The sequence below is a fragment of the Providencia vermicola genome, assembly GCF_020381325.1.
Taxonomy (GTDB): Bacteria; Pseudomonadota; Gammaproteobacteria; order Enterobacterales; family Enterobacteriaceae; genus Providencia; species Providencia vermicola.
Genome location: NZ_JAGSPI010000013.1, coordinates 22,386 through 43,119, shown reverse-complemented (window position 1 = coordinate 43,119; position 20,734 = coordinate 22,386). Strand labels below are relative to the sequence as shown.

At 42.2% G+C, this 20,734-nt stretch carries 10 protein-coding genes; 4 read left to right on the top strand and 6 right to left on the bottom strand.

Annotation, left to right across the window (positions count from 1 at the left end; genetic code table 11):
* Positions 1-7 precede the first annotated feature (7 nt).
* The 5 genes from KDJ85_RS17795 to KDJ85_RS17775 form a co-directional block, all read right to left on the bottom strand.
* The gene (locus KDJ85_RS17795; protein WP_225820790.1) at positions 8-11,692 is read right to left on the bottom strand and encodes a hemagglutinin repeat-containing protein; all 11,685 of its coding nucleotides are present in this window, start codon (positions 11,690-11,692) and stop codon (positions 8-10) included.
* A gap of 11 nt (positions 11,693-11,703) precedes the next feature.
* Positions 11,704-13,413: a ShlB/FhaC/HecB family hemolysin secretion/activation protein gene (locus tag KDJ85_RS17790; RefSeq protein ID WP_225820789.1), complete on the bottom strand. Its 1,710-nt coding sequence runs from the start codon at positions 13,411-13,413 to the stop codon at positions 11,704-11,706.
* Positions 13,414-13,837: 424 nt separating this feature from the next.
* Positions 13,838-14,503, bottom strand: coding sequence for a heme exporter protein CcmB (gene ccmB / locus KDJ85_RS17785; protein WP_225820788.1), 666 nt, complete (start codon positions 14,501-14,503; stop codon positions 13,838-13,840).
* Entirely contained in the window at positions 14,503-15,120 is a 618-nt protein-coding gene (gene ccmA, locus KDJ85_RS17780; RefSeq protein WP_225820787.1) for a cytochrome c biogenesis heme-transporting ATPase CcmA, read from the bottom strand. Before ccmA ends, ccmB begins: the two co-directional genes overlap by 1 nt.
* A 24-nt stretch (positions 15,121-15,144) precedes the next feature.
* The gene (locus tag KDJ85_RS17775; protein ID WP_225820786.1) at positions 15,145-16,323 is read right to left on the bottom strand and encodes an NAD-binding protein; all 1,179 of its coding nucleotides are present in this window, start codon (positions 16,321-16,323) and stop codon (positions 15,145-15,147) included.
* A gap of 360 nt (positions 16,324-16,683) precedes the next feature.
* Between KDJ85_RS17775 and cptA the strand changes: the two genes are divergently transcribed.
* Entirely contained in the window at positions 16,684-18,393 is a 1,710-nt protein-coding gene (cptA, locus tag KDJ85_RS17770; RefSeq protein WP_225820785.1) for a phosphoethanolamine transferase CptA, read from the top strand.
* 49 nt (positions 18,394-18,442) lie between these two features.
* Here cptA and KDJ85_RS17765 read toward each other — a convergent pair whose 3' ends face one another.
* Positions 18,443-19,129 carry a DUF421 domain-containing protein gene (locus tag KDJ85_RS17765; RefSeq protein ID WP_225820784.1) on the bottom strand — a complete coding sequence of 229 codons (687 nt, stop codon included), beginning with the start codon at positions 19,127-19,129 and terminating at the stop codon, positions 18,443-18,445.
* A gap of 293 nt (positions 19,130-19,422) precedes the next feature.
* On the opposite strand from KDJ85_RS17765, the gene KDJ85_RS17760 reads away from it, so the two are divergent.
* The 3 genes from KDJ85_RS17760 to KDJ85_RS17750 all read left to right on the top strand — a co-directional run bounded on the left by KDJ85_RS17760 (position 19,423) and on the right by KDJ85_RS17750 (position 20,719).
* Complete coding sequence (locus KDJ85_RS17760; protein ID WP_206084694.1) at positions 19,423-19,746, top strand: hypothetical protein; 324 nt, start codon at positions 19,423-19,425, stop codon at positions 19,744-19,746.
* A 192-nt stretch (positions 19,747-19,938) separates the two neighbouring features.
* On the top strand, positions 19,939-20,379 hold the full coding sequence (locus tag KDJ85_RS17755; RefSeq protein ID WP_225820783.1) for a GNAT family N-acetyltransferase: 441 nt from the start codon (positions 19,939-19,941) through the stop codon (positions 20,377-20,379).
* A 73-nt stretch (positions 20,380-20,452) separates the two neighbouring features.
* Positions 20,453-20,719, top strand: a complete 267-nt coding sequence (locus KDJ85_RS17750; RefSeq protein ID WP_225820782.1) for a DksA/TraR family C4-type zinc finger protein — start codon at positions 20,453-20,455, stop codon at positions 20,717-20,719.
* The last annotated feature ends 15 nt before the right edge of the window (positions 20,720-20,734 follow it).

The following is a 20,734-nucleotide window of genomic DNA, read 5'->3' as shown; positions in this document are numbered from 1 at the left end:
ATTCCCCTCACTTAACTCGAATAGCATTTCCAGTTTTATCAATGATAATAACTTTGTCCAATCCCATTATTGGCCACTTAGTAAGTTGTTGCTGTAATTCAGGAACCGAGACTTTTGTATCCGACATATTAATAACAACATTATTAGTTTGTCCCTTATCGATTTTTCCTTTTACCTCTGACCATATATTTCGAACACTACCCGACTTAGGAGCATAATTATCAAATATTTCACCATTTATACGATAGTCTGGATCTTTATTTCCTGAAACGATCGGATTTTGTTCTACATGAAAACCTGATTTAGATAATATTTGTGCGCTCTCATTTTCACGATTAAGCGATCGAATATTTTCCTTTGTCATTTGTGGAGTGACTTTTGTGACATGTCCAGTCAATGAACCATCAGATTTAGTTATGACATTGCCGATTGCATCTGTTTGCCATACATTACTTTCAGGAGATACAATTCCACCGTTCGGCTTACCTGTAGTAACTTTATTTCCTAGATAACCACCTGATACCGCCAATCCACCAAGACCAACATTGATTAAGCCGTCAGCTATTTTCCCGTCTGTAATTTGACCAATCCCTGTTCCAGCCTGGTATGAGCCCCCCGAAATCAAAGCCAGTCTCATTAATTGACTCGCTCGCCCCGGCCCTGCCAATAATGCATCTGTGCCAATCATCGCTTGCCATGCATGTCTTTCTTCCGTGCTGAGTTGCCCTAATGCTTTATTGTATTCCGCTGATAAATCAGGTGTCGCACTGCTCGGATATTTCAATATCTGCTCTACAGCCTTGAGTGCATCCGCTTCACTCACACCTCTTAACTGCAACTGTGTAGCATATGCATTAAGGTATTCAGTCAATGCGGCTTCACCTGCTTTATCTAAAGTACCTTGACCATATTGATAGAGTAACTTGTCAGTATAATTATCTTTATCTGTCAGATAGATAATATTTTGAGAGGCTTCTTTGAGGTTTTTACCTACCTTTTGATCTTCGAGTGCCTTGTCTCTTTTGGATAGATCCTCTGGACTTAAGAAGTTATTCTCAACCGTGGTCTTCCCTGCTTCGGCTGCATTTGCTGCACTCGACGTATCCCCGCCAACTAGCCCTCCCGCTATACCCGCGGCCAGACTCGCAAACGCACTCACCGTCGATTTTTCATCTTCCGTTAGCTGACTGACATCTTTCTTATACAGCTCTTGCGACAGCATTCCCACCGCTTCTGCCGTCATCGCACCTAACGATTGCGCCCCTGCATTTTCTCCTTTTGCCAGTGCTAATGCAACATTCGCAATACCGTGTGCAGCGACTTTCGCTTTATCATCTTCGATGTGTTGACCTATATAGTTCGCGATATACGGTGCACTCGCATTCGCCACCGCTTTATTTACATCCCCATTCACCAAGCCTTGGATTAACGCTGTGCCCGACTCCACTATGCGACGTTTATCGCCCCCCACGCCCCATTCAGATTTGTTAACTTGAGCTTGAATAGCCTCTTCTCTTTCCTTGCCACTCAACTCTGGGTGCTCTCTATCTACATCCTTCGTCGCTTTTATGGTCGCATCCGTTACCGCGATATCCGTAATCTGCTTGCCTAACTCGCCGACTAGCTGCGTTTTCTCTATCCGTTTTTGCTCTTTCTCTTTGTCAAAAATCGTATTGAGCTTCTCGTGGGCATTCTCCACATCACGGCTTAATTCGTTAACATCCTGTTTCTGATTATCCTTATCGCGGATAACAATTTCACCCTCCGACACCGCTGCATGCGTGGTATTGCTGTCTTTCCCTTTGTTATTCACATTGGTCAATAACGAGCCTGCCGCATTACCCGCTAACTGGTCTTCAAATGGCGAGCCACCCGTGCTAAACCCACCACTTTGGCTATCCACTTTGTACTCGGCTTTGTTTTTGATATCCCCAAAGCCCAATGTGCCCGTGTCGAGTTTGTTTTTATCGGCCTCTGCCGTGCTGCCAATCACCGCACCATCAAGTTGCGTATGATTGCCCACCGTGATATCAAAACCGCCTTTGCCTGCATGGATACCCGTTTGTTTATCCACCGATTGATAATCACTGTGCATTTCGGTTTTATTCACATTCACCGATGCCGTGGTATTCAACCCTGTGCCAATGCTGCCCGACAGGCTACCGCCTTTTTGCTTCGAGTCGTATTTGTCGGTGGTTTGCTGGCTTGATAAGGTTAGATCGCCGCCAACATTGGCTTTCACCGTTTCGCCACTAACCTGCGCACCCGTTAATGTGGTATCTTTGCCGCTGTTCAAGGCCAGTTGTTTACCTGCATCCACTTGTGTATCAGTGTAAAACTCACTATTGCCTTTTTCGAAACCGCTGCCTTTATTGACGCTGGCATTGACGTTCCAACCGCCTGAGCTGATACCCGCACCAATGGAACTACCTGAGCTTGAGTTCTTGCCATCCACCGTTTGCGTATTGCTAGCGCTGGTGAGATCAATATCATTTTTTGCCGTTAAAGTGATATTTTTATCTGCGGTTAACTGGCTGCCTTGTACTGCCAAGTTGCCTTGACTACCCTCTTTTTTGCCCGTGGCTGTAAGGTTAATATTATCCCCAGCGCTCAAGCTACTACCAGATGCCGTATTTTGCTGCGTTTTCGTCGTGGATTTTGATGAACTACTGCCATAAGACACATTCACACCAAAGGCATCTGTTACACTACCGCCTTTTTTCAGCCCAGCCAACTCACCGGCTTGTTCTGCTTGAACACCTTGCAGGCCAGCTTTCATACCTTTGAGGGCGGCTAACTGGCCATCGTCTTCGTGTTTCGCCGATTTTGCTGTTTGCGCCATACCATCTAACATGCTACCAGCAGTACCACCTAATGATACCGTGAGACCACTGGATTTGGTTTCGACGGTGGTGATATCTGTACGGCTATTTTCAGCGGCCGTAATATTCACATCACTGCCTGTGATATTAATATCTTTCGCAGCGATCACATCACTGCCATGGATGTTCGCTGAACCACCAGCCTCCAGTGTCACATCACCTGCGGAGCTACCGATTACGCTGCCTTTTTTCAAGTTACTGTCACTATCAGTCGTGACTTTTTGAGACGTTGACCCGACAGTTAAGCCCAAGCCACCTGTACTCATCAGCCCTGATTTCTTCGTCTTCGACATGTGCGTTTCATGTAACGCCTCATCAGACGTGGTGACATTCAGCTGATTACCAGCATTGACGGTAACATCGTTAGTTCCCAGAACATTGCTGCCCTGAATATTCACGTCATTACCTGCGGTCACTTTGATGCTATCGCCACTTAATGTACTGCTGATCGCTGTACGCTCGTTGACTTCATCATGGGTTTCTTTTGTTGTGCTCGATAGAAAACCTTTGTCCGTGTGTTTGGTGTGCTTAGCATAGTCACTGCTTTCCACGCCAGAGGTCAGGTTAATATCACGCCCCACATTCACGGCTAATTCGCCACCGCTGGTGACATTCGCTGCACGAGCAGACAAATCTTGCCCTGCAGATAAGGTTAAATCCCCTTTAGTTTGGATTTGCGTGCCCACTTCTGTGCTATTAGCGCCACGATAGTAATTGCTTGAATTATGTGTGTAATCAAACGCTGAGCTAACATCGCGCGTTTCTAAACTAATATCCCGACCCGCAATAATGGAGGTTTTACCATCAACGCCTAAATTGCCAACATCTGTAGCGATCAGGTTGATATCTTGCACGGCTTTTAAGGTAAGCTGACCGTTATCTCCCGTGACATAAATGCTTGCAGGGCGGTCGAGCCATTGTGATTGTCCATCTCCACGCTGCGCGGTTTCGCTGAGAATATCGCGCCCCGCTGAGAGTGACACGCTATCTAAACCACGGATTTCACCGCCCACATTTTTTATATCTTTCAATGCATTGAGCTGAACATCCTTCCCTTGAATACGCCCGCTATTTTCAATATTTTCTGCACGTAAATCTGTTAATTCGCGGCTGTTAATTTCACCACTATTTAGCAAATCACCCGTAATATTGGCAGACACATTGCGCCCTGCAAGTAGTGCACCATTACCGTTTAGATCGCCTTGGCGTGCACGAACATACACCTGCGGCACACTTACCATCTCAACACGCCCATCTGGCAAGGTGACTTCTTTATTTACCATCCATACAATATCGGTTGTTAAGTTCGCCATTTGTTCTGGTGATAATGCAATACCCGGAGTCAGGTTAAATTGATTACCAAACGCAACACCATTCGTCAGCAGCGCACGGTATTGTTCTTCATCACTATTGTAGTTGCCTAATAAGCGCTGCCCTGTAGTTTCAATCAATTGTTCGCGAACTAAGCGTTGCTCATAATAGCCATCACCTAAGCGCTTATGTAGCTGCTCATTAGTGACAATATCAATGCTGGATAACCACTTTTTGTAATTAGTGAAGCGAGAGTCCGTTTCAATTAAGAACTGGCTATCTGTGCCTGGTATTACGTTAAACAAGCTGTTATCTGGCAATTGGGTGTTTGGCCCAACGGTTCTGATCACGGTATCGAGGTTGTCTTTACCTTGGGGCGCTTTTTCTGCCGTGATATTTTGCCCTTTTCCTGCATCGGTTTGGCCTTGAATATCAGCACCATTCCCCACATTGGCATCACCAGTCTGCGCTGTCGCGCCAACAGTTTTATCATCGTTCACATCAGCTTTCGCCGAAACCGAAGGTAATTGCGTTACTTCAGCCTGTTGGCCTGCTGTAAGCTCAAGAGGCGTATTTTGACTGTCTTTTAATGCGGCTTCCGCCAGCAAAGCCCCTTGGTTATCCGTTATCGTCGACTCAGACACGGTATCCGCAGCACCATCGAGCAGGTTGACTTTCACGCCATCCAAGTGAGTTTTATTAATTCCCCCCGCTTGCTCTTTTACTTCCAATAAATGCAGCGGTAAATCTTCTTCACTATTAATACCTTGGTATTTTGATGTACTGGTGCGCGTTTTCCATTTCTTACCGCCTTTATAACGATAAATAGTGTCGCCATCTTCAACAATACGACGGATACCTTGCGCCTCTTCGTTATTTAAGCCATAACCCGTTAAAATCAGGTTTTGGCCGGCCACGATACGTGAATTTTCATTATTCAGTTGTTGCCCATCAATCGTTAAGTGTTTACCACTAGTGATTAATGCCGTATCGCGTTTAATCACCTGCGTTTCATACACAACACGGTCATAATCGTATTCATAAAAATATTTAGTCCAATTATCATACTCAAACATCCGCCAGCGATTGGATTTTTCATAGTGAATACCCACTTCCTTATTGAGCGTGCCATCGTCATTAATCGCATAACGGGTTTGGTTACCATTACGTGGCTGAATTTTATAGCGCTTACCATTACCGTTATCATACCAATCAAAGTGCTCGCGGCTAACTTCAACTGGTTTTTCAGTCAGCTCTAAGTGAATATCTTTGTTTTCAAGTAGAGAAGTTTTGAGAGTAAGATTGCCATCCGCTTCAATATTTGCACTGTGGTTTTTCACACTTTTAGCATGGCCTGTGGCTTGTAGCTTGTCATTGAGCACATTGCCGATGGATAAATCGCCGTCACTGTAAATTAAAGCGTGGTCGCGGTTTACCAGCTCAGAAACTGCGAGATTAACCTCTTTACGCCCTGCAATAACTGCCGATTTATCCCCTTGTTTATCATTCAATAAGGCATTGGCTGCTATTGATAAGAAATCGCCATAAATACGCCCAGTGCCTACGTTATCTAGATTTTTTGCAACTATGTGGGTCAAGGTACCATCAATTAGCCCAGTATTGAGGATGTTGCCACTGGCCTTGATTCGCGTATTTTGCCCACTAATTTCCCCAGATAGCTGATTAATGACAGCTGTCGTGCTTAAAGCAAGCTCACCAAGGCTAGATATTAGCCCATAATTTGTGAAACCTTGGGCAAAATTAGCGGTTAAGCGTTCGCCCGCCTGAATACGCCCATGATTTTCAAATGCTTGATTAATAACGAATGTCAGTGCTTTTTGGGCAATAAGTTTCCCTTCGCCTGTTAATGTGTTCGCTGATACACTCGCAGAACCATTGCTAACGATGACCCCTTGCTGGTTTGTCAGCGTTAAGGCTTTTCCTTTCACATTATCCGTAATGGTCAAATCTGACCCTGCGGATACCATGCCTTGGTTATTATTTAAGGATTGAGCGATATTTGCCTGAATAGCTTGCCCTGCACGTACTGCGCCACGTTGGTTATTCAATTCTGTCGCTTTTAGCGTGACATTTTGCCCTTCAATACCTTGGCCTGCTTGGGCTGTATTTTGGTTATCAATATCCTTTGCGGTGATATTCAGGTTACTATTAGCTTTAATCCAGCCTTGTTGGTTATCAAGCTGTTGTGCTAAAACCAATTCAACGTTATTTAACCCTTGAAGAGTGCCTTTGGTGTTATTCAGGTATTGGCTAGCAACCTGTAAATCTGCCCCTGATAAAATTTGCCCTTGTTGGTTATCAAGACCTTGCATAATCGTCAGGTGGCTATTTCCCTGTGATTGCAATGTTCCTTCACGGTTATTCAGGGAAGAGGCCGTAATTTTCGCTGAAGATTGGCTTAAGAGTGTGCCTTTTTGGTTATCGATATGATTAACATCAACATTTAAGCCTTCTTTACCTTGCACGAACCCTTGTTGATTCTTCAGATCATTGGCTGTTAGGGTGAGTTTTCCTTCACTCGCCAACACACCGCCTTGATTCAATACATCGTTTTTCTGAGTATTGATACCCAATAAGTCACCTGAATAAATTCGTCCTTGCTGATTATCCAAGGCCTGAGTGGTTAATACACTTTTCCCAGCACTTTGGATTTGCCCTTGCTGGTTCGTTAATTTGCCACTGTTGAGAGTGAGGCCTCCACCGCTTAGCAACCCACCACTTTTTTGAGTGTTATTATTGTTAAGAAGCTGCCCATGAGTATCTAAGGCTAGCAGCAAGCCGGCTTGAACCCGCCCTTGCTGGTTATCAAACTCCCCACTGTTCAGGCTTAACACATGGCTAGCTAAAATTTCCCCTTGGGAGTTATCGACACGGTTTTTCTGTGTGTCTATCTTGATATCACCCGCTTGAATATGACCTTGTTGGTTAATCAGCTCGCCAACCGTTAATGCGAGTTTTTGACTAGCAAAAATCCCTTGCTCATCTGTTTTTGCGGTGTTGGTTAAACGTTGGCCTTGGGTATCAAGGTCGATAGATTGCCCCTTAATCGTACCTTCAGAGTTATCCAACTGTTGAGTTTTCATCGAGATAGCAGATTGACTGCCAATCAAACCTTGCTGGTTAATTAACGCTTGGCTATTAAGCGCTAACTCGCCTTTTGCCACAATACGGCCTTTTTCGTTATCGAGCTCCCCTGTGGTTAACGCTAGCCCGCCCTGGGCATAAATACCTTTATTATCATCACTTTGTGTATTGTGTAATTGCTCACCATGGGTATCAATCAGCATGTCACTGCCTGACTGAATGGTGCCTTGCTGGTTTTCAATTTTACCGCTGTTTAATGTGAGTTTTTGTTGCGCTAACAATACCCCTTGTGTGTTATCAAATAACTGGTTTTGGGTATTGATATTGATGCTATTGGCCTGAATGTACCCTTGCTGGTTTTGCAGTGCTTGGTTACGCATCTGCAATACTTGCTCTGCCGCAATGAGTCCCGCTTGGTTATTGATATGACCCACAATATCTAAGGTGCTATTCCCATGGCGGGCGACAACCTTACCCTGCTGGTTATTCAATTCACTCGCTGTGATTTTCAGGCCATTTTCACCGACCAAAGCACCATTTTGGTTAACTAACTCATTTTTTACATCAATAGATAAGTGACCATTATTTGCTGTTAAAATCTGGCCATCTTGGTTATCAAGGGAATCCGCTGCGATCGCAAAATTGCCATTACTGCCAATTTCACCTGCTTGGTTGTTTAACCGCCCTTGCAGCGTGATTTTCCCTGCTTTATCACCTGTTTGTAATAATTTGCCATTTTGGTGCTCAAGGGTATTTGCCGTGAGAAAAACCTGATCTGCCTGAGTAATCCCTTGGTTTAATGACAGCTTTTCACCTTGAATATTCAAGGTATTTGCAGCTAGTAGCTCGCCTTTATCACCATCAAGAGATTGGCTGTTTAAGGTAATATCCCCCATGCTAGCAATCACTTTACCTGTGCGGTTAATCAGCGCTTGAGCATCAACAAATATCCCTTGGCGTCCTGTTAAGGTGCCGCTTGTATTATCCAGTACCTGTTGAATTTGTAGGTTTAACGCCCCCATTCTTGCGCTGAATATTTTGCCTTGTTGGTTTCCTAACGTATTTGCCGTTATCTGCCAAGAGCCATTACCACTGATGTTACCCGCTTGGTTATTTAGGTGTTGAGAAACGAGAAGTGAACCTTGTTGCTCTCCAAGTTGAGTCATTGTCCCTTGCTGATGGTTTAGGTTTTTCGCTGTCAGTTGGATATGATTGGCTTGTGTATTTCCTGCACTAAGGTCAATATCTTGCCCATGTAGGACAAGTTCCCCGTCCGTAACGATTTCCCCGCGCTGGCCTTGTACATTTTCAGCAACAATGAACATGTCTCCTTGCTTGCTAATCACCTTGCCATCCGCATTAGTGAGTTGCAGGGCGTTCAATGTGAAATCATGTTCAGCAAACAGCGTTCCTGTTGTGTTATCTACGCTGTCTTTTGCATGAATAAACAATGCCCCCACTTTCGCGGCAACGACAGTACCTTGTTGATTATTCAGCCTATTAATATCCAGATGTAATGAACCTTGGCTGCTGATATTACCCGCTTGGTTATCAAGGGTTTGAGTCAGCTTGATTTGGCCTTTTTCACTGCCTGTTTGCAGCATTTTCCCGCGTTGATGAGAAAGGTTTTTTCCGTCTATCTGAATATTATCCGCTTGAGTAATCGCGTCATTAAGGTTGAGATTATCTCCCGTTAAAGTCAGTTTGCCTTTCGAAAGTATTTCGCCTTTCTCGCCCTCTAACTGCTTAAGTGTTAGCTGGTTATCTCCAAAGCTCGCAATGAGTTGACCTGATTGGTTAATCAAACGATTTGCTGCAAGTTTAATACCTTGATTACCTAATAATGTGCCTTGAGTATTATTCAATGCTTGTTGAATATTTAGGGATAATTGCCCTAATTTCGCTGCAATAATTTTACCGTCTTGGTTATTCAACGCATTGGCTGAAATCTCAATTTGCCCATTGCTGGAAATTTCCCCACGCTGATTATCCAAATGATTTTGAATACGTAGTTCCGTTTTCCCTTCCCCTACTTGCAGTAACGTTGCCCCTTGATGAGAAAAATTATTAGCTAAAATGGCAATGTGATTGGCTTGTGTAAACCCTTGATTTAAATTGATATCCTTACTTTCAACGCGTAAGGCTTTTTGCGCAAAAATCGTTCCTTTATTTCCATCCAACTGGTTTGCGGTCAGTAATGCAGCCCCCGATAAACTGCTGATTTTCCCTTGTGTATTCACCAGCTGATTGGCTTTAATAGCCAAATATTTGTCAGTTTGAATCACACCCTGCGTATTATTCAATTTTGTGGTTGCTGTGATCTCTAACTGCTTGTTAGTACTGGTGAATAATTTACCATCACTATTATCAAGGTTATCCGTCTGTATACGTAGGTCACCTTTAGATGACACACTTCCCCCATGGTTATCCAAGGTCGTCGCAACGTCCACAGTCATGGCTTTATCGCCTGTTTGTAGTAGATTTCCTTGGCGATGAGAGAGCGCATTGGCTTTTAAGGTGATTTGCTCAGCTTGAGTTGTCCCATTATCCAAATTCATGGATTTTCCAGCTAAGCTTAGGGCGCCACTGGTCAGTATTTCCCCTTTTTGTCCATCTAACTTGTCTGTTTTGATGGATAGCCCTTGTTTGCCAGAGGCTAAAATTGTGCCTTGCTGGTTGTTCACATTTTGGCTTTGAATATCCACTTTGCCATCACGGCTTAATAGCTGCCCAGACTGGTTATTCAACTGCTGTGTGGTGATTGCGGTATCACCCGCAAGGTTAATTTCCCCACTTTGGTTATCAAGCAGTTGGGTCTGTAATGCGTTTTTCGAATTGCCTGTTTGGACCAATTTACCTTGTTGGTTATGGATAAATTCAGGGGCAACTAACAACAAGTCTTTGGCAACAATCTCCCCTTTTTGGTTATCAATCCCTGTTTTTGCCGTTAATGTGGCTTTATCCGTTGCCTGTAAATGCGCTTCTTTGGTGCGAATATCTTTTATTGTCGATGTCAGTGTGATGTTTTGGGCTTGGGTATTTGAGAACGAAAGGTCGAGTTCACTCCCTGTCGCTGTTAACGATTCTTTAGCGACAATATCACCTTGAAGTGTAACGTTTTTATCACCTTTAACCGTTAAAGAGCCCGCCGTGGTTAATTTTCCTTTGCTGTCGACCCCGGCAGCGAGCAAGGCTGTTTTATCACTGTTGATTTGTGCGGCATTTAAGGCCGCATCACGTCCAGCAACCATTTGGCCTTTATCGGTATTGGTAATTGCCTGTTTTGCATTGAGCTTCACATTTTGCTGAGCTAAAACAGTACCTTGGTTATGAATTGATTGTTGGCTGTCAATGGCAATGTTTTGACTTGCCGTGATCACCCCCGAGTTCCCCACTTTACCATTCGCTGACAAAGTGATATCCCCAGCTTCTGCCCCAATATGCCCTGCATTTCGTACACCCACGCCATTTTCTGTTCCACGCATTTTGATGGTATTGGCGTACATCCCCCCCAATGCAGCAACATCTAAAGCAAATTCAGGTTTATCATCTGTTGTGGAATTATCCGTTTTGAGAATGGTTTTCCCATCCGCTGCAACCGTATTTTTCCCTGTGGTAATAGCTAAGTCTTTAGCGTGCAATTTGGCATTAATATTGACTGAACGGGCGATTAACGCCGTATAGTTGGTGCCATTACCGTTATACCCCTTACCGACAATATTGATACTGCCTTTATCGACTTCAAACCCTTTGATTTTGCCATTTTCAATCAAAGTTTTGCCTGCCGATAGCAAAGCTTTGTCTGCATTGATAAACCCACAACCATTACAGGTGATCCCTGCTGGATTAGCGATGATCACATCGGCCTTTTTCCCTGCAACTTCGATAAAACCGTTTAATTGACTCGGATCGCGGCTATTGACCTCATTTAAGATGATTTTCGCCTCACCCTTTGCCAACCACTCATTACCTTGGATCATTCCCCCCAGTTGAGTGTTGACGTCGTGGCGGCTGTTATTCAGGATTGCCCCTTTGTTATCAACATCAAATTGGCTGTATTGGTTACGTGAAACGCCATCACGATTAGGCGCTTGAATATTCACTTGAGGTAACCCATTTTGGGTATTCACAATCGTCGGTTGCTGATTGCCAGGCGCACTACCATCCGCTTTAATGTTCGATGCAAAGGCGCTAATGCTCACCATACCTAACGTCAACCAAAGACTGGTAACAATGGGTCTAATTGACCAACGAATTCGGCTATTTGCTGTTTTTTCAACGCGATTTTCTGTTTGGCACGCAGGCCCTGCTTGATGACTGCGAGTAATGTCCGCAACGACCATCACCATTTGGCGCGCTGCATTAAAAATTAAGCGGTAAAATAACTTATTCATCCTAAAATACCTTAATAATTCCAATTAACAGAAAATGCAAACGTCGCTGGATCCGTTTTAAATCCGTCAGGTTTAGAGAATGGCGTACCAATAGAGAGGTCGTAGCTGAGGTTAGCCGCACTAATTGCGCCCCTCAGACCAATCGCGCCCCCCGCTAGGTGATTGCCAAGATTACGGTATGTACCGTGCCCGCCAATTTCCCCATAGTCAGCCCCAAGATAGAGCTCTTGGTTCGGGATCGGTGTTACCCATGAAAGGGTATTTCTTAGCGTCCACCCTTGGTCTGCACTGAGAGTTCGTTCCCCATCAAAGCCGCGAACCGTCCAGCGGTTACCGATACTGAATTGATCTTGAGGAGTTAGCTGTCTGTCACTAATTTGGCGTAAATATTGAGTTTCAAAACGCAGTTGCTGGTCTGAAACACGAAAAGGAATACTTGCGGAGGCTGAAAATTGCATCACTTTTGCCAGTGCGGTGGCATATTCCCTTGAATTGGGATCGTTAGTTTCTTCAAAAGCAGGCATCGCACCAAACCAACGCGTTCCATGTTGATAGCTTGCGCCAGCAGTAATCGTTGACTGCCCGATATATTGGCGATGGTTGAGCCCCAGTTTCCAAGAGGTAGTACGTCGCTTTTGGTTTTCAATTTCAGTATCACGAACAAAGTTACGTGTTTCACGTAAATTAACATCGTACGTTGCCGTCGTTTTTGCCATTGCATCACGATATAACACATTACTGAGCTGCAAGTTTAAGCTCTTACTTTTTCCACGATATTGAATATCGTCATTCATACCAGCAATTGTTTGTGTATATTCATAATCACTCGCCGTGGTCGCAAATTGCCAATAACCAAAAGGAACAGAATAGTGAGCACTGTAGTTGGTCGTATCCTTGCTACTTGAAAAGCTCAAGTCACGGGTTGCAGTAATGTAGAAAAGATCGCTCAGAGAGGTAGGATTATCCAAGGCAAGCATGATACCTGCTTGGTTTTTACCCGTACTTTTTGACCCTGTGTTATCGGCCCATGCGCTCGCATGCCAATAGCGTGATTGTTGCCGATTAATCACAATTTGCGTTTCACCAGGCCCATCCCCAGGGATCATTTCCATTGAGGCTTGTACTGTTGGTAAGCGTTGTAAATTTTCGAGGCCTTGCTCAATATCACGCAAATCTAATAAATTTCCTGAATGCGCAGGCATCGCGGTATATAACGTGCTGTATTTGGATGAGTTATCAGTAAAGAGAACTTTTTGTACCTTACCAGGTAGCACAACCAATTTAAGTGTGCCCGTAGATAAATCTTGTTCAGGTACCAACACTCGTGAAGTGATCCAGCCATGACTGATCAAACGATTCTGTACATCGGTAATTAAAAGATTGATGCCATCAATACCAATACAATGCCCAACCGCCTGATTGGCTAAACGTTGTACAGGAACCCAATGAGGTAACCCTTCTTGCCCTGTGATTTCAACTTGTCCAATCACAAAACAGGGGGTTTCTTCAGGGAATTGCAATTGTGTTTTTGCAATAGGTGTAAGCAAGCTGACATCAGGTGCCTTCGCTTCAAACTGTTGCTGTTGCGCTTGCTGCTGCTGTGTCTGCCGATTAAATAAGTTATCTGTATTATCAGGCTTCAATAATGAGGCTTTTGCGACGGTAGGGAAACAAAAGGTAAATAAAATTGATCCATAGATAAAATTACGCTTTAAAAACATTATTTTTATTAATCACTATGATTTGAGTTAAGTCAATATACGCAACTTTACACAACTTAACTTAAATTACAATCGGACTAGCCACTGCATTTTTATTACACCATGCAGTGTTTTATTTAATGAATTGATTTAAATGAATTATTAAAATGTAAAAAAGTTTTTCATTAAAAAAACAATAGAAAAACTCGCTTTTTAAAATGACGTTAAGTTCACTACTAAACCTTATTAGCTTGGCATAAAAATTATTTTCACTATGCTATTACGCTAAAAAAACAAAAGATAACTAATATTCACCCAAAAAATGAGTAAAATTATCTTATTAATTTAGATTTTATTGTGAACTAAAGCTTAACAAGTGAAAATAACTAAGAAAGGCCAATAAGGGCAATAATTCACCCTTATTTAAAGATAAATGATGTGATTTTTAGCTATTGCTAATATTGATTTTCAACGCTGCTGCAATCGCTAAAGGGGAGAAAGTAATACTTGCAGCAAATAATGCAGCGAGAATGGCAAAATAGCCATCTAATGGCATTTTGAAACTGTGCGCTTCCATGGTACCTGTCGCATAAATCAACACGGGAATATATAAAGGCAATACCAGCAAACTAACTAACACGCCGCCTTTTTTTAATGACACCGTCAATGCTGCACCTATCGCGCCAATAAAGCTTAAAACAGGCGTTCCCAGTAGTAATGTTCCCGCTAATACCATTAGGGTATCGCTATTAAATGACAACATCAATGCAGCGATGGGTGACAATAAAATCAGCGGTAACCCCGTCACTAACCAGTGTGCAATCACTTTTGCAAAAACAGTGATAAACAAGGGATGAGGCGCCAACAATAACTGCTCAAGGGAGCCATCAAGGTAATCATCTTTAAATAAACGCTCTAAAGAAAGTAAAGACGATAAAATTGCAGCAACCCAAAAAACCCCTACAGAAATACGTGATAATAGCTGTGGCTCTGGCCCGATACTCAGCGGAAAAAGCGTAATGACAATCAAGAAAAACCACAGTGGGTTAACTAATTCAGAAAAACTGCGAAAGGCAATTTTCAATTCTCGTTTAATTAATAACCAAAACATTATTCAGCCCCGCCTGTCAGTTTTAATGAGCCAAATTGCCCTGACATCGCCTGATGAGAGGTAAACAAAATAATCCCCCCAAGATTCGCATGTTGATGAAAACGCTTCGTTAACCGTTCAACCCCTGCCACATCAATTGCGGTAAAAGGCTCGTCTAGGATCCACAATGGTGCTTCACTTAACCACAAGCGTGCTAAGTTCACACGGCGCTGCTGCCCCGCAGAAAGCTGATTCACAGGAATATCTTCAAAGCCAATCAACGAAACTTCCTCTAAAGCCTGCCATATGCTATCCCCTTCAGGCCCTTTATGGTGCATTTGATGATAAAATTTGAGGTTTTCATACGGCGTGAGTAACGATTTAACAGCAGGTTTGTGGCCTAAATACAGCAAATGGCGAGTAAATTCTTCTTTTAGTTTGTCAATCGGTTGATTTTGCCAACATACCTCGCCCTCATCAGGCTTAAGTAGCCCAGCCATCATTCGTAAAAGCGTGGTTTTTCCCGCGCCATTAGGCCCTTCAACCTGCAAAATTTCACTCGGTTGAACGGTAAAATCGAGCTGTTGAAATAAAATGCGATTTTGACGGTGGCAACTGACTTGTTGTGCACTTAGCATGCCGTTGATTTCCTGTTTTTTATTCTAAGATTTGGCAATTTTGTTCAACAGCATATCACTGATGGAGTCACTCGATATTGCTTCACCGCAAAGCACTTGCATCAAAACTTCAGAGCCTAAAGTGGATAGAGAAAATAACATGTCGGGTTTAAGCAAACGGATTTTATCCATATTGCTTTCTTGATTGATCAATACAACAGTTTTTACTGTGCTATCGCTGCCCGCTAACTCCCTTACACCTAACAAAGCAAATGTACTAAGTGAGTCACTGTCAGTCATGATCAACACACACTTTGCATGTTTGACATTGGCAGCAGCAAGTAACTCAGAACTGGTTGGATCACCTGTGACAATATTATCTTTTTCAGGGTAATGGCTGCGGTGATTCTCTTGACAAATAACGGCTACAGGTAGCTCGCGTTTTTTTAATCCTTGGTACACATTGACCGCCATTGGCGTACTACCAATCACCACATAATGATTTTTCATATATGAAAACCTCTTACGCACAATTTCTTTTGTGCCTTTTGCCAATACGCCAACAACATACACGACTGAAGTGGTGAAAATGGTAATACCTAGAATAATGACAGTCACGGTAAATACCCGCGCATCTAACGTTACGGGCACAATGTCGCCAAACCCAACTGTCGTCATGCACACCAGCGCGAAATAGAAGGCCGTTGTACCATCTTTCACGACAGGTAGGAACTCATTACCAATATAGAGAGTACCGAAAATGGAGTATAACAATAATGAAATAATACAGGTAATTGCCACAAACCCCGCACTGGTTAAGCTGTGATGATGGTAAAGCTTCCAAAATAACCCCAATGCAACAAATAAAGCCAAAGAAAAATAACCTTGGTGAATATTTTCTTGTGCTAATCGTAAATCAACAAATGAAATGATCCCTAATAAAAATAGAGAAAAAATCCACGCGATACGTGCGCCATTTAACATAAAGAAGGAAAGGAAAATGAGTGAAATGCCAAGTAAAAAACGAGGAATATCCAATAATTTCATAAACCCTAATGATTTCAACCACTCGGTAAAACCATTTTCACGCCAGTCAATGTAGTCCGTATAAGCACTTAAAACAGGTTTTAAAATCATCGAGCCATCAATAATAATCAAAATAGAAAGTACTATCCTGATCGTTAAGGATGATTTCAAAAAAGCCACAAACGCGTTATCTAACATGACTGACTTTCATCCTTTTTCAGCAAAGCATTAAAACTTTTTATATACCATAAATATAACAAAAGATAATATCAATTCCGTTTGCCCAATAACAAATCGTCATTCGTTATCGGGGCATTTAGATTATGAATGATAAAACATCGTCTATAATTGAAAGTCACCTCATTCGGTGATGGGCTAAAATGGGTTAATCTCACTTCCATTTTGCTGTAAAAACAAAACATTAAAGAATACTTAAACATTGATGATCAAGGCCAAACTATTTTGAACTTAAGTTTGACCTGTAAATCTAAACACCGATTTCTCAATTATTTTTCAATATTACTTAGCGATTAAAGAAAATAAGAGTTTAAAAACACTATGCTTAACACTACACGCACAGAGAGATTTAGCTGGTTATCACTGTTCTGGCTATTAATCTACTTTTGGTATTTCTCATCGTTATTACAGCTTTATGTGGTCGTCACAGGCCAAAGTAACAGTATCGGGTTAAGGGATTCACTGCTGTATAGCTCTTTATGGCTAATCCCCGCGCTACTTTTCCCTCGGAAAATTAAGCTTATTGCAGGCGTAATTGGGGTTATCTTGTGGCTATCTTCTGTGGTTGCCCTGGCTTACTTTGTGGTTTATGGCCACCAAATCTCACAGAGCGTTATGTTTGTGATGTTTGAAACCAATACCAATGAAGCTGGGGAATTCCTCAAACAATACTTTAGTTTTAAAGTTGTCGGCGTCATTCTTGCCTACACCTTAGTGGCTATTTTCTTATGGTCACGCCTAAAACCCGTTTATATCCCCAAAAAGGGTAACGTTGTTATTTCCTTGCTAATATTGATCATTTTGTTTGGTGTGCCGTATTACAACAAAGGCATCAAACAAGATAGACCCCTAGCGAATGTCGCTTCTTATGTAAATAGTAAACTGGCTTACGCAGCACCATGGCAGTTTGTTAGTGGTTACTTCCTCTATAAAAATCAGTTAGCCAATATGGAGGAACTGATCCGCGATAACAGCAAAATTCCACCACTTGCGAACTTTGTGGATGCTAATGGCAACACACCACGAACTTTCGTCTTAGTGATTGGTGAGTCCACCAGCCGCGATAGAATGAGTTTGTATGGTTATCAGCGCCCAACGACGCCAGAATTAGCAGAACTTGCAAAAGACTACCCTGCTAACTTATCGGTATTTAATGATGTGGTAACGCCACGTCCATATACCATTGAAGCGCTACAACAAATTCTGACGTTTGCCACCCAGACAGAGCCTGAACTGTTTAACTCTCGCCCTTCTATCATGAATATGATGAAGCAAGCGGGCTTTAAGACGTTCTGGATCACCAATCAGCAAACCATGACTGAGCGAAATACCTTACTGACGGCCTTCTCTCGCCAAACGGATAAGCAGTATTACCTCAATAATGATATGGCTCAGAGTTCACGTATCTATGATGACGTGGTATTCTCCCCTTTTAAAGAAGCACTTGCTGACCCTGCGGAAAAGAAATTTATCGTTGTACACCTGCTAGGCACACATATGCGTTATGAATTCCGCTACCCAGAAGATAAAGCGGTGTTTACACAAAGAGATAGCCTTGTGCCTGCGAACCTAAAAGATGACCAAGTCAACGACTACAATGCCTATGATAATGCACAGCATTATAATGATTATGTGGTATCGACCTTAATTAAAGATTTTGATTCTTCTAAAGAAAATGGCTTCTTAGTCTTTTTCTCTGACCACGGAGAAGACGTCTATGATACGCCACCACATGAAATGTTAGGCCGTAGTGAAGGTAAACCAAGTAAGGTTATCTACAATGTGCCATTCCTTGTTTGGCAATCACCTGAATGGTTAAGTACCCATCAATTTGATTTAAATGATAAAACAACCCGCCCATTCAGCACGATGGATTTCATCTATGCATGGTCTGACTTAGCCGGCTTTAACTACACAGGTTATGAACCAGAAAAGAGCCTGTTTAGCACAGAGTTTAAGCCTCAGCCTCGTTACATCGGCGACCCTGATAATAAATCCTCAATCATGCTTTATGATGATTTGAAGAAATAATGTCATCACAAGTAGGTGAAGTGCATTGCATTTCATCTACTTGCCTATCTTAAGCAATGCTTTTTAGTTCATGTGTACCTTCGCGGTTTATTTTGCCATCTTGCAAAATAAAACTGACTTCACCACGCCAGAACTCCGCTAAAAAAATATCATCGAGCGATTCAATACCTTGAGATTCAATCTGTTGTTTTAACCAAGCTTCATCCCTTTCTATCGATTCCAACTCACTGGCTCTTATCACACCATCTTTCATTAAAATCACCGAAGGCATATTTTTTTCATCACAAATGATGGTTAGCTGCCCGTCAGGCTCAATTTGTGCATAGTAAATTTCCTGAAATGAATGAATACCTTGGGCATGAATGCGCGATGAGATATTGATGATATCTATTTTATTTTTTTTCTTTAATATATTTTCCATAATGAATTGCCCCTTTTTAATAATTGGTATTGGGTTGCCAATCGCGACATTACGGAAAAAATTCACTTTCTTCGTTAATAAATTCAAAGAGCTAATAAATAAAACACCGATTATTAAGATCGTTATATATTGATACAGTGGTATTGTATCACTGTAGATCACCCCTCCGATAATTCCCCCTAAGACAAAATTACCAATAAAATCAATTGGTGTCATTTGAGAGAGCTGTGTTTTTCCAGACAAATTCATATGGGTAATAACGATAGCGAAACCAATAATGAACTTTAAAATGATAAACGAATAATAGTACGTCATATTGCTACCTTTATATTTATCTAATTCAAAACATTTTTACTTCTTGTGCTTGTGCAATCAGTTTAGCCTGTTTACGCACCTTTAGATGTAATGACTTCACGAGTCATTAAAAACCACGTACATTCCGCACAAGGTTGTCATTAATGATATCAAACAACCAATTATCCTTTTAATATTTCAAAAATTCACCTATTGATTTTATAAAAATCTCAAAACCAGCTATATTAAAACATAAGCATAAATATCAATGCTGAAAAATGGTTTTAAACTCATTTGATTCTAAGGACATATTTATGAATAAGAAAATCATCGCTTCATTATTTTTTGTCGGTCTATTTACTGTCATAACAGGCTGTGATGATTCATCTAAACCCAGCGATACTGTTAAGCAGGCTGAAGAAAAAGCTCAGCAACTCAAAGCTGATGGTGAACAAAAAGCCAATGAACTTGCTGAAGAGACAAAAAATAAAGCTGAGGAGCTGAAACAAAATGCTTCTGATCTTAGCCAAGAAGTTAAAACTGATGCTATTAATAAAGCGGATGAAATTGCAACTGATGTGAAAGAGAAAACAGAATCCATCAAAGCTGAAAATGATGCCAAAACAGAGAACAAGTAATGTTTAAAAAAATGCGAGTGTAAAACGCTGTAATCGCACTGAATCACGCCTCCAAATGCAGGTTTTTTCGCCTGCATTTGCCTGTTTTATCTATTCCCATACTAAAGAGCACCAAAACCTACCTGTTCCGACGGCTATCTCGTTATATAGTAAACCTTCTTTCATTTTATGACGTCAACACTAGGACTCACCATGGAAATCAAACACAGCCTTGGCCATGCAAACCCTGCATTAGTCGCAGATGCCTTTGACCTACGCCAGCAAGTCTTTACCCAAGAACAGGGATTCCCTGCTGAAATCGATATTGATGAGTATGATGATGCAGCACTGCATGTGGTTTTATATTTAAATCAGCAGCCTGCAGCAGTTTTGCGTTGTGTATTGTTAGATAATGGGTTGATCAAAGTAGGTCGTGTTGCGGTGCAAAAAGTGCACCGTGGTAAAGGCTTAGGTCGTGAAATGATGAAGTTTGTCCAGCAATATGGCACTGCAAACCAGTATCAAAAAATCGGCCTCTCTGCCCAACACACTGCTATCTCATTCTACCAAAGCTTAGGTTATCAAACCGAAGGGGAAATGTACGATGAAGAGGGCATGGATCATATTTTTATGGGCTTATCTTTAAACCGTTAACTCTGCCCTTGAAATTGATTTTCTCGCCTCTATATTAATATTGGGTCAATTATTAACCAACTAGAGGTGTGCTATGGCTAACGGCTGGGCAAATGAAGATGCAGTACAGGAACAGATTGATGCCACGCTCGATGACGCGATTGCGAAAGCACGTGGCCAGTTGCCTTCAGGTGAAAGTGCCGAATTTTGTGAGGAATGTGGAGAACCCATTCCTGAAGCGCGCCGTTTAGCTGTATTAGGCGTGAAACTCTGTCTAAAATGCCAATCTGAACTAGACAAAAAACAAGCCACATTTAGTGGTTACAATCGGCGTGGGAGTAAGGATAGCCAATTGAGATAATACGCTTTTCTCATC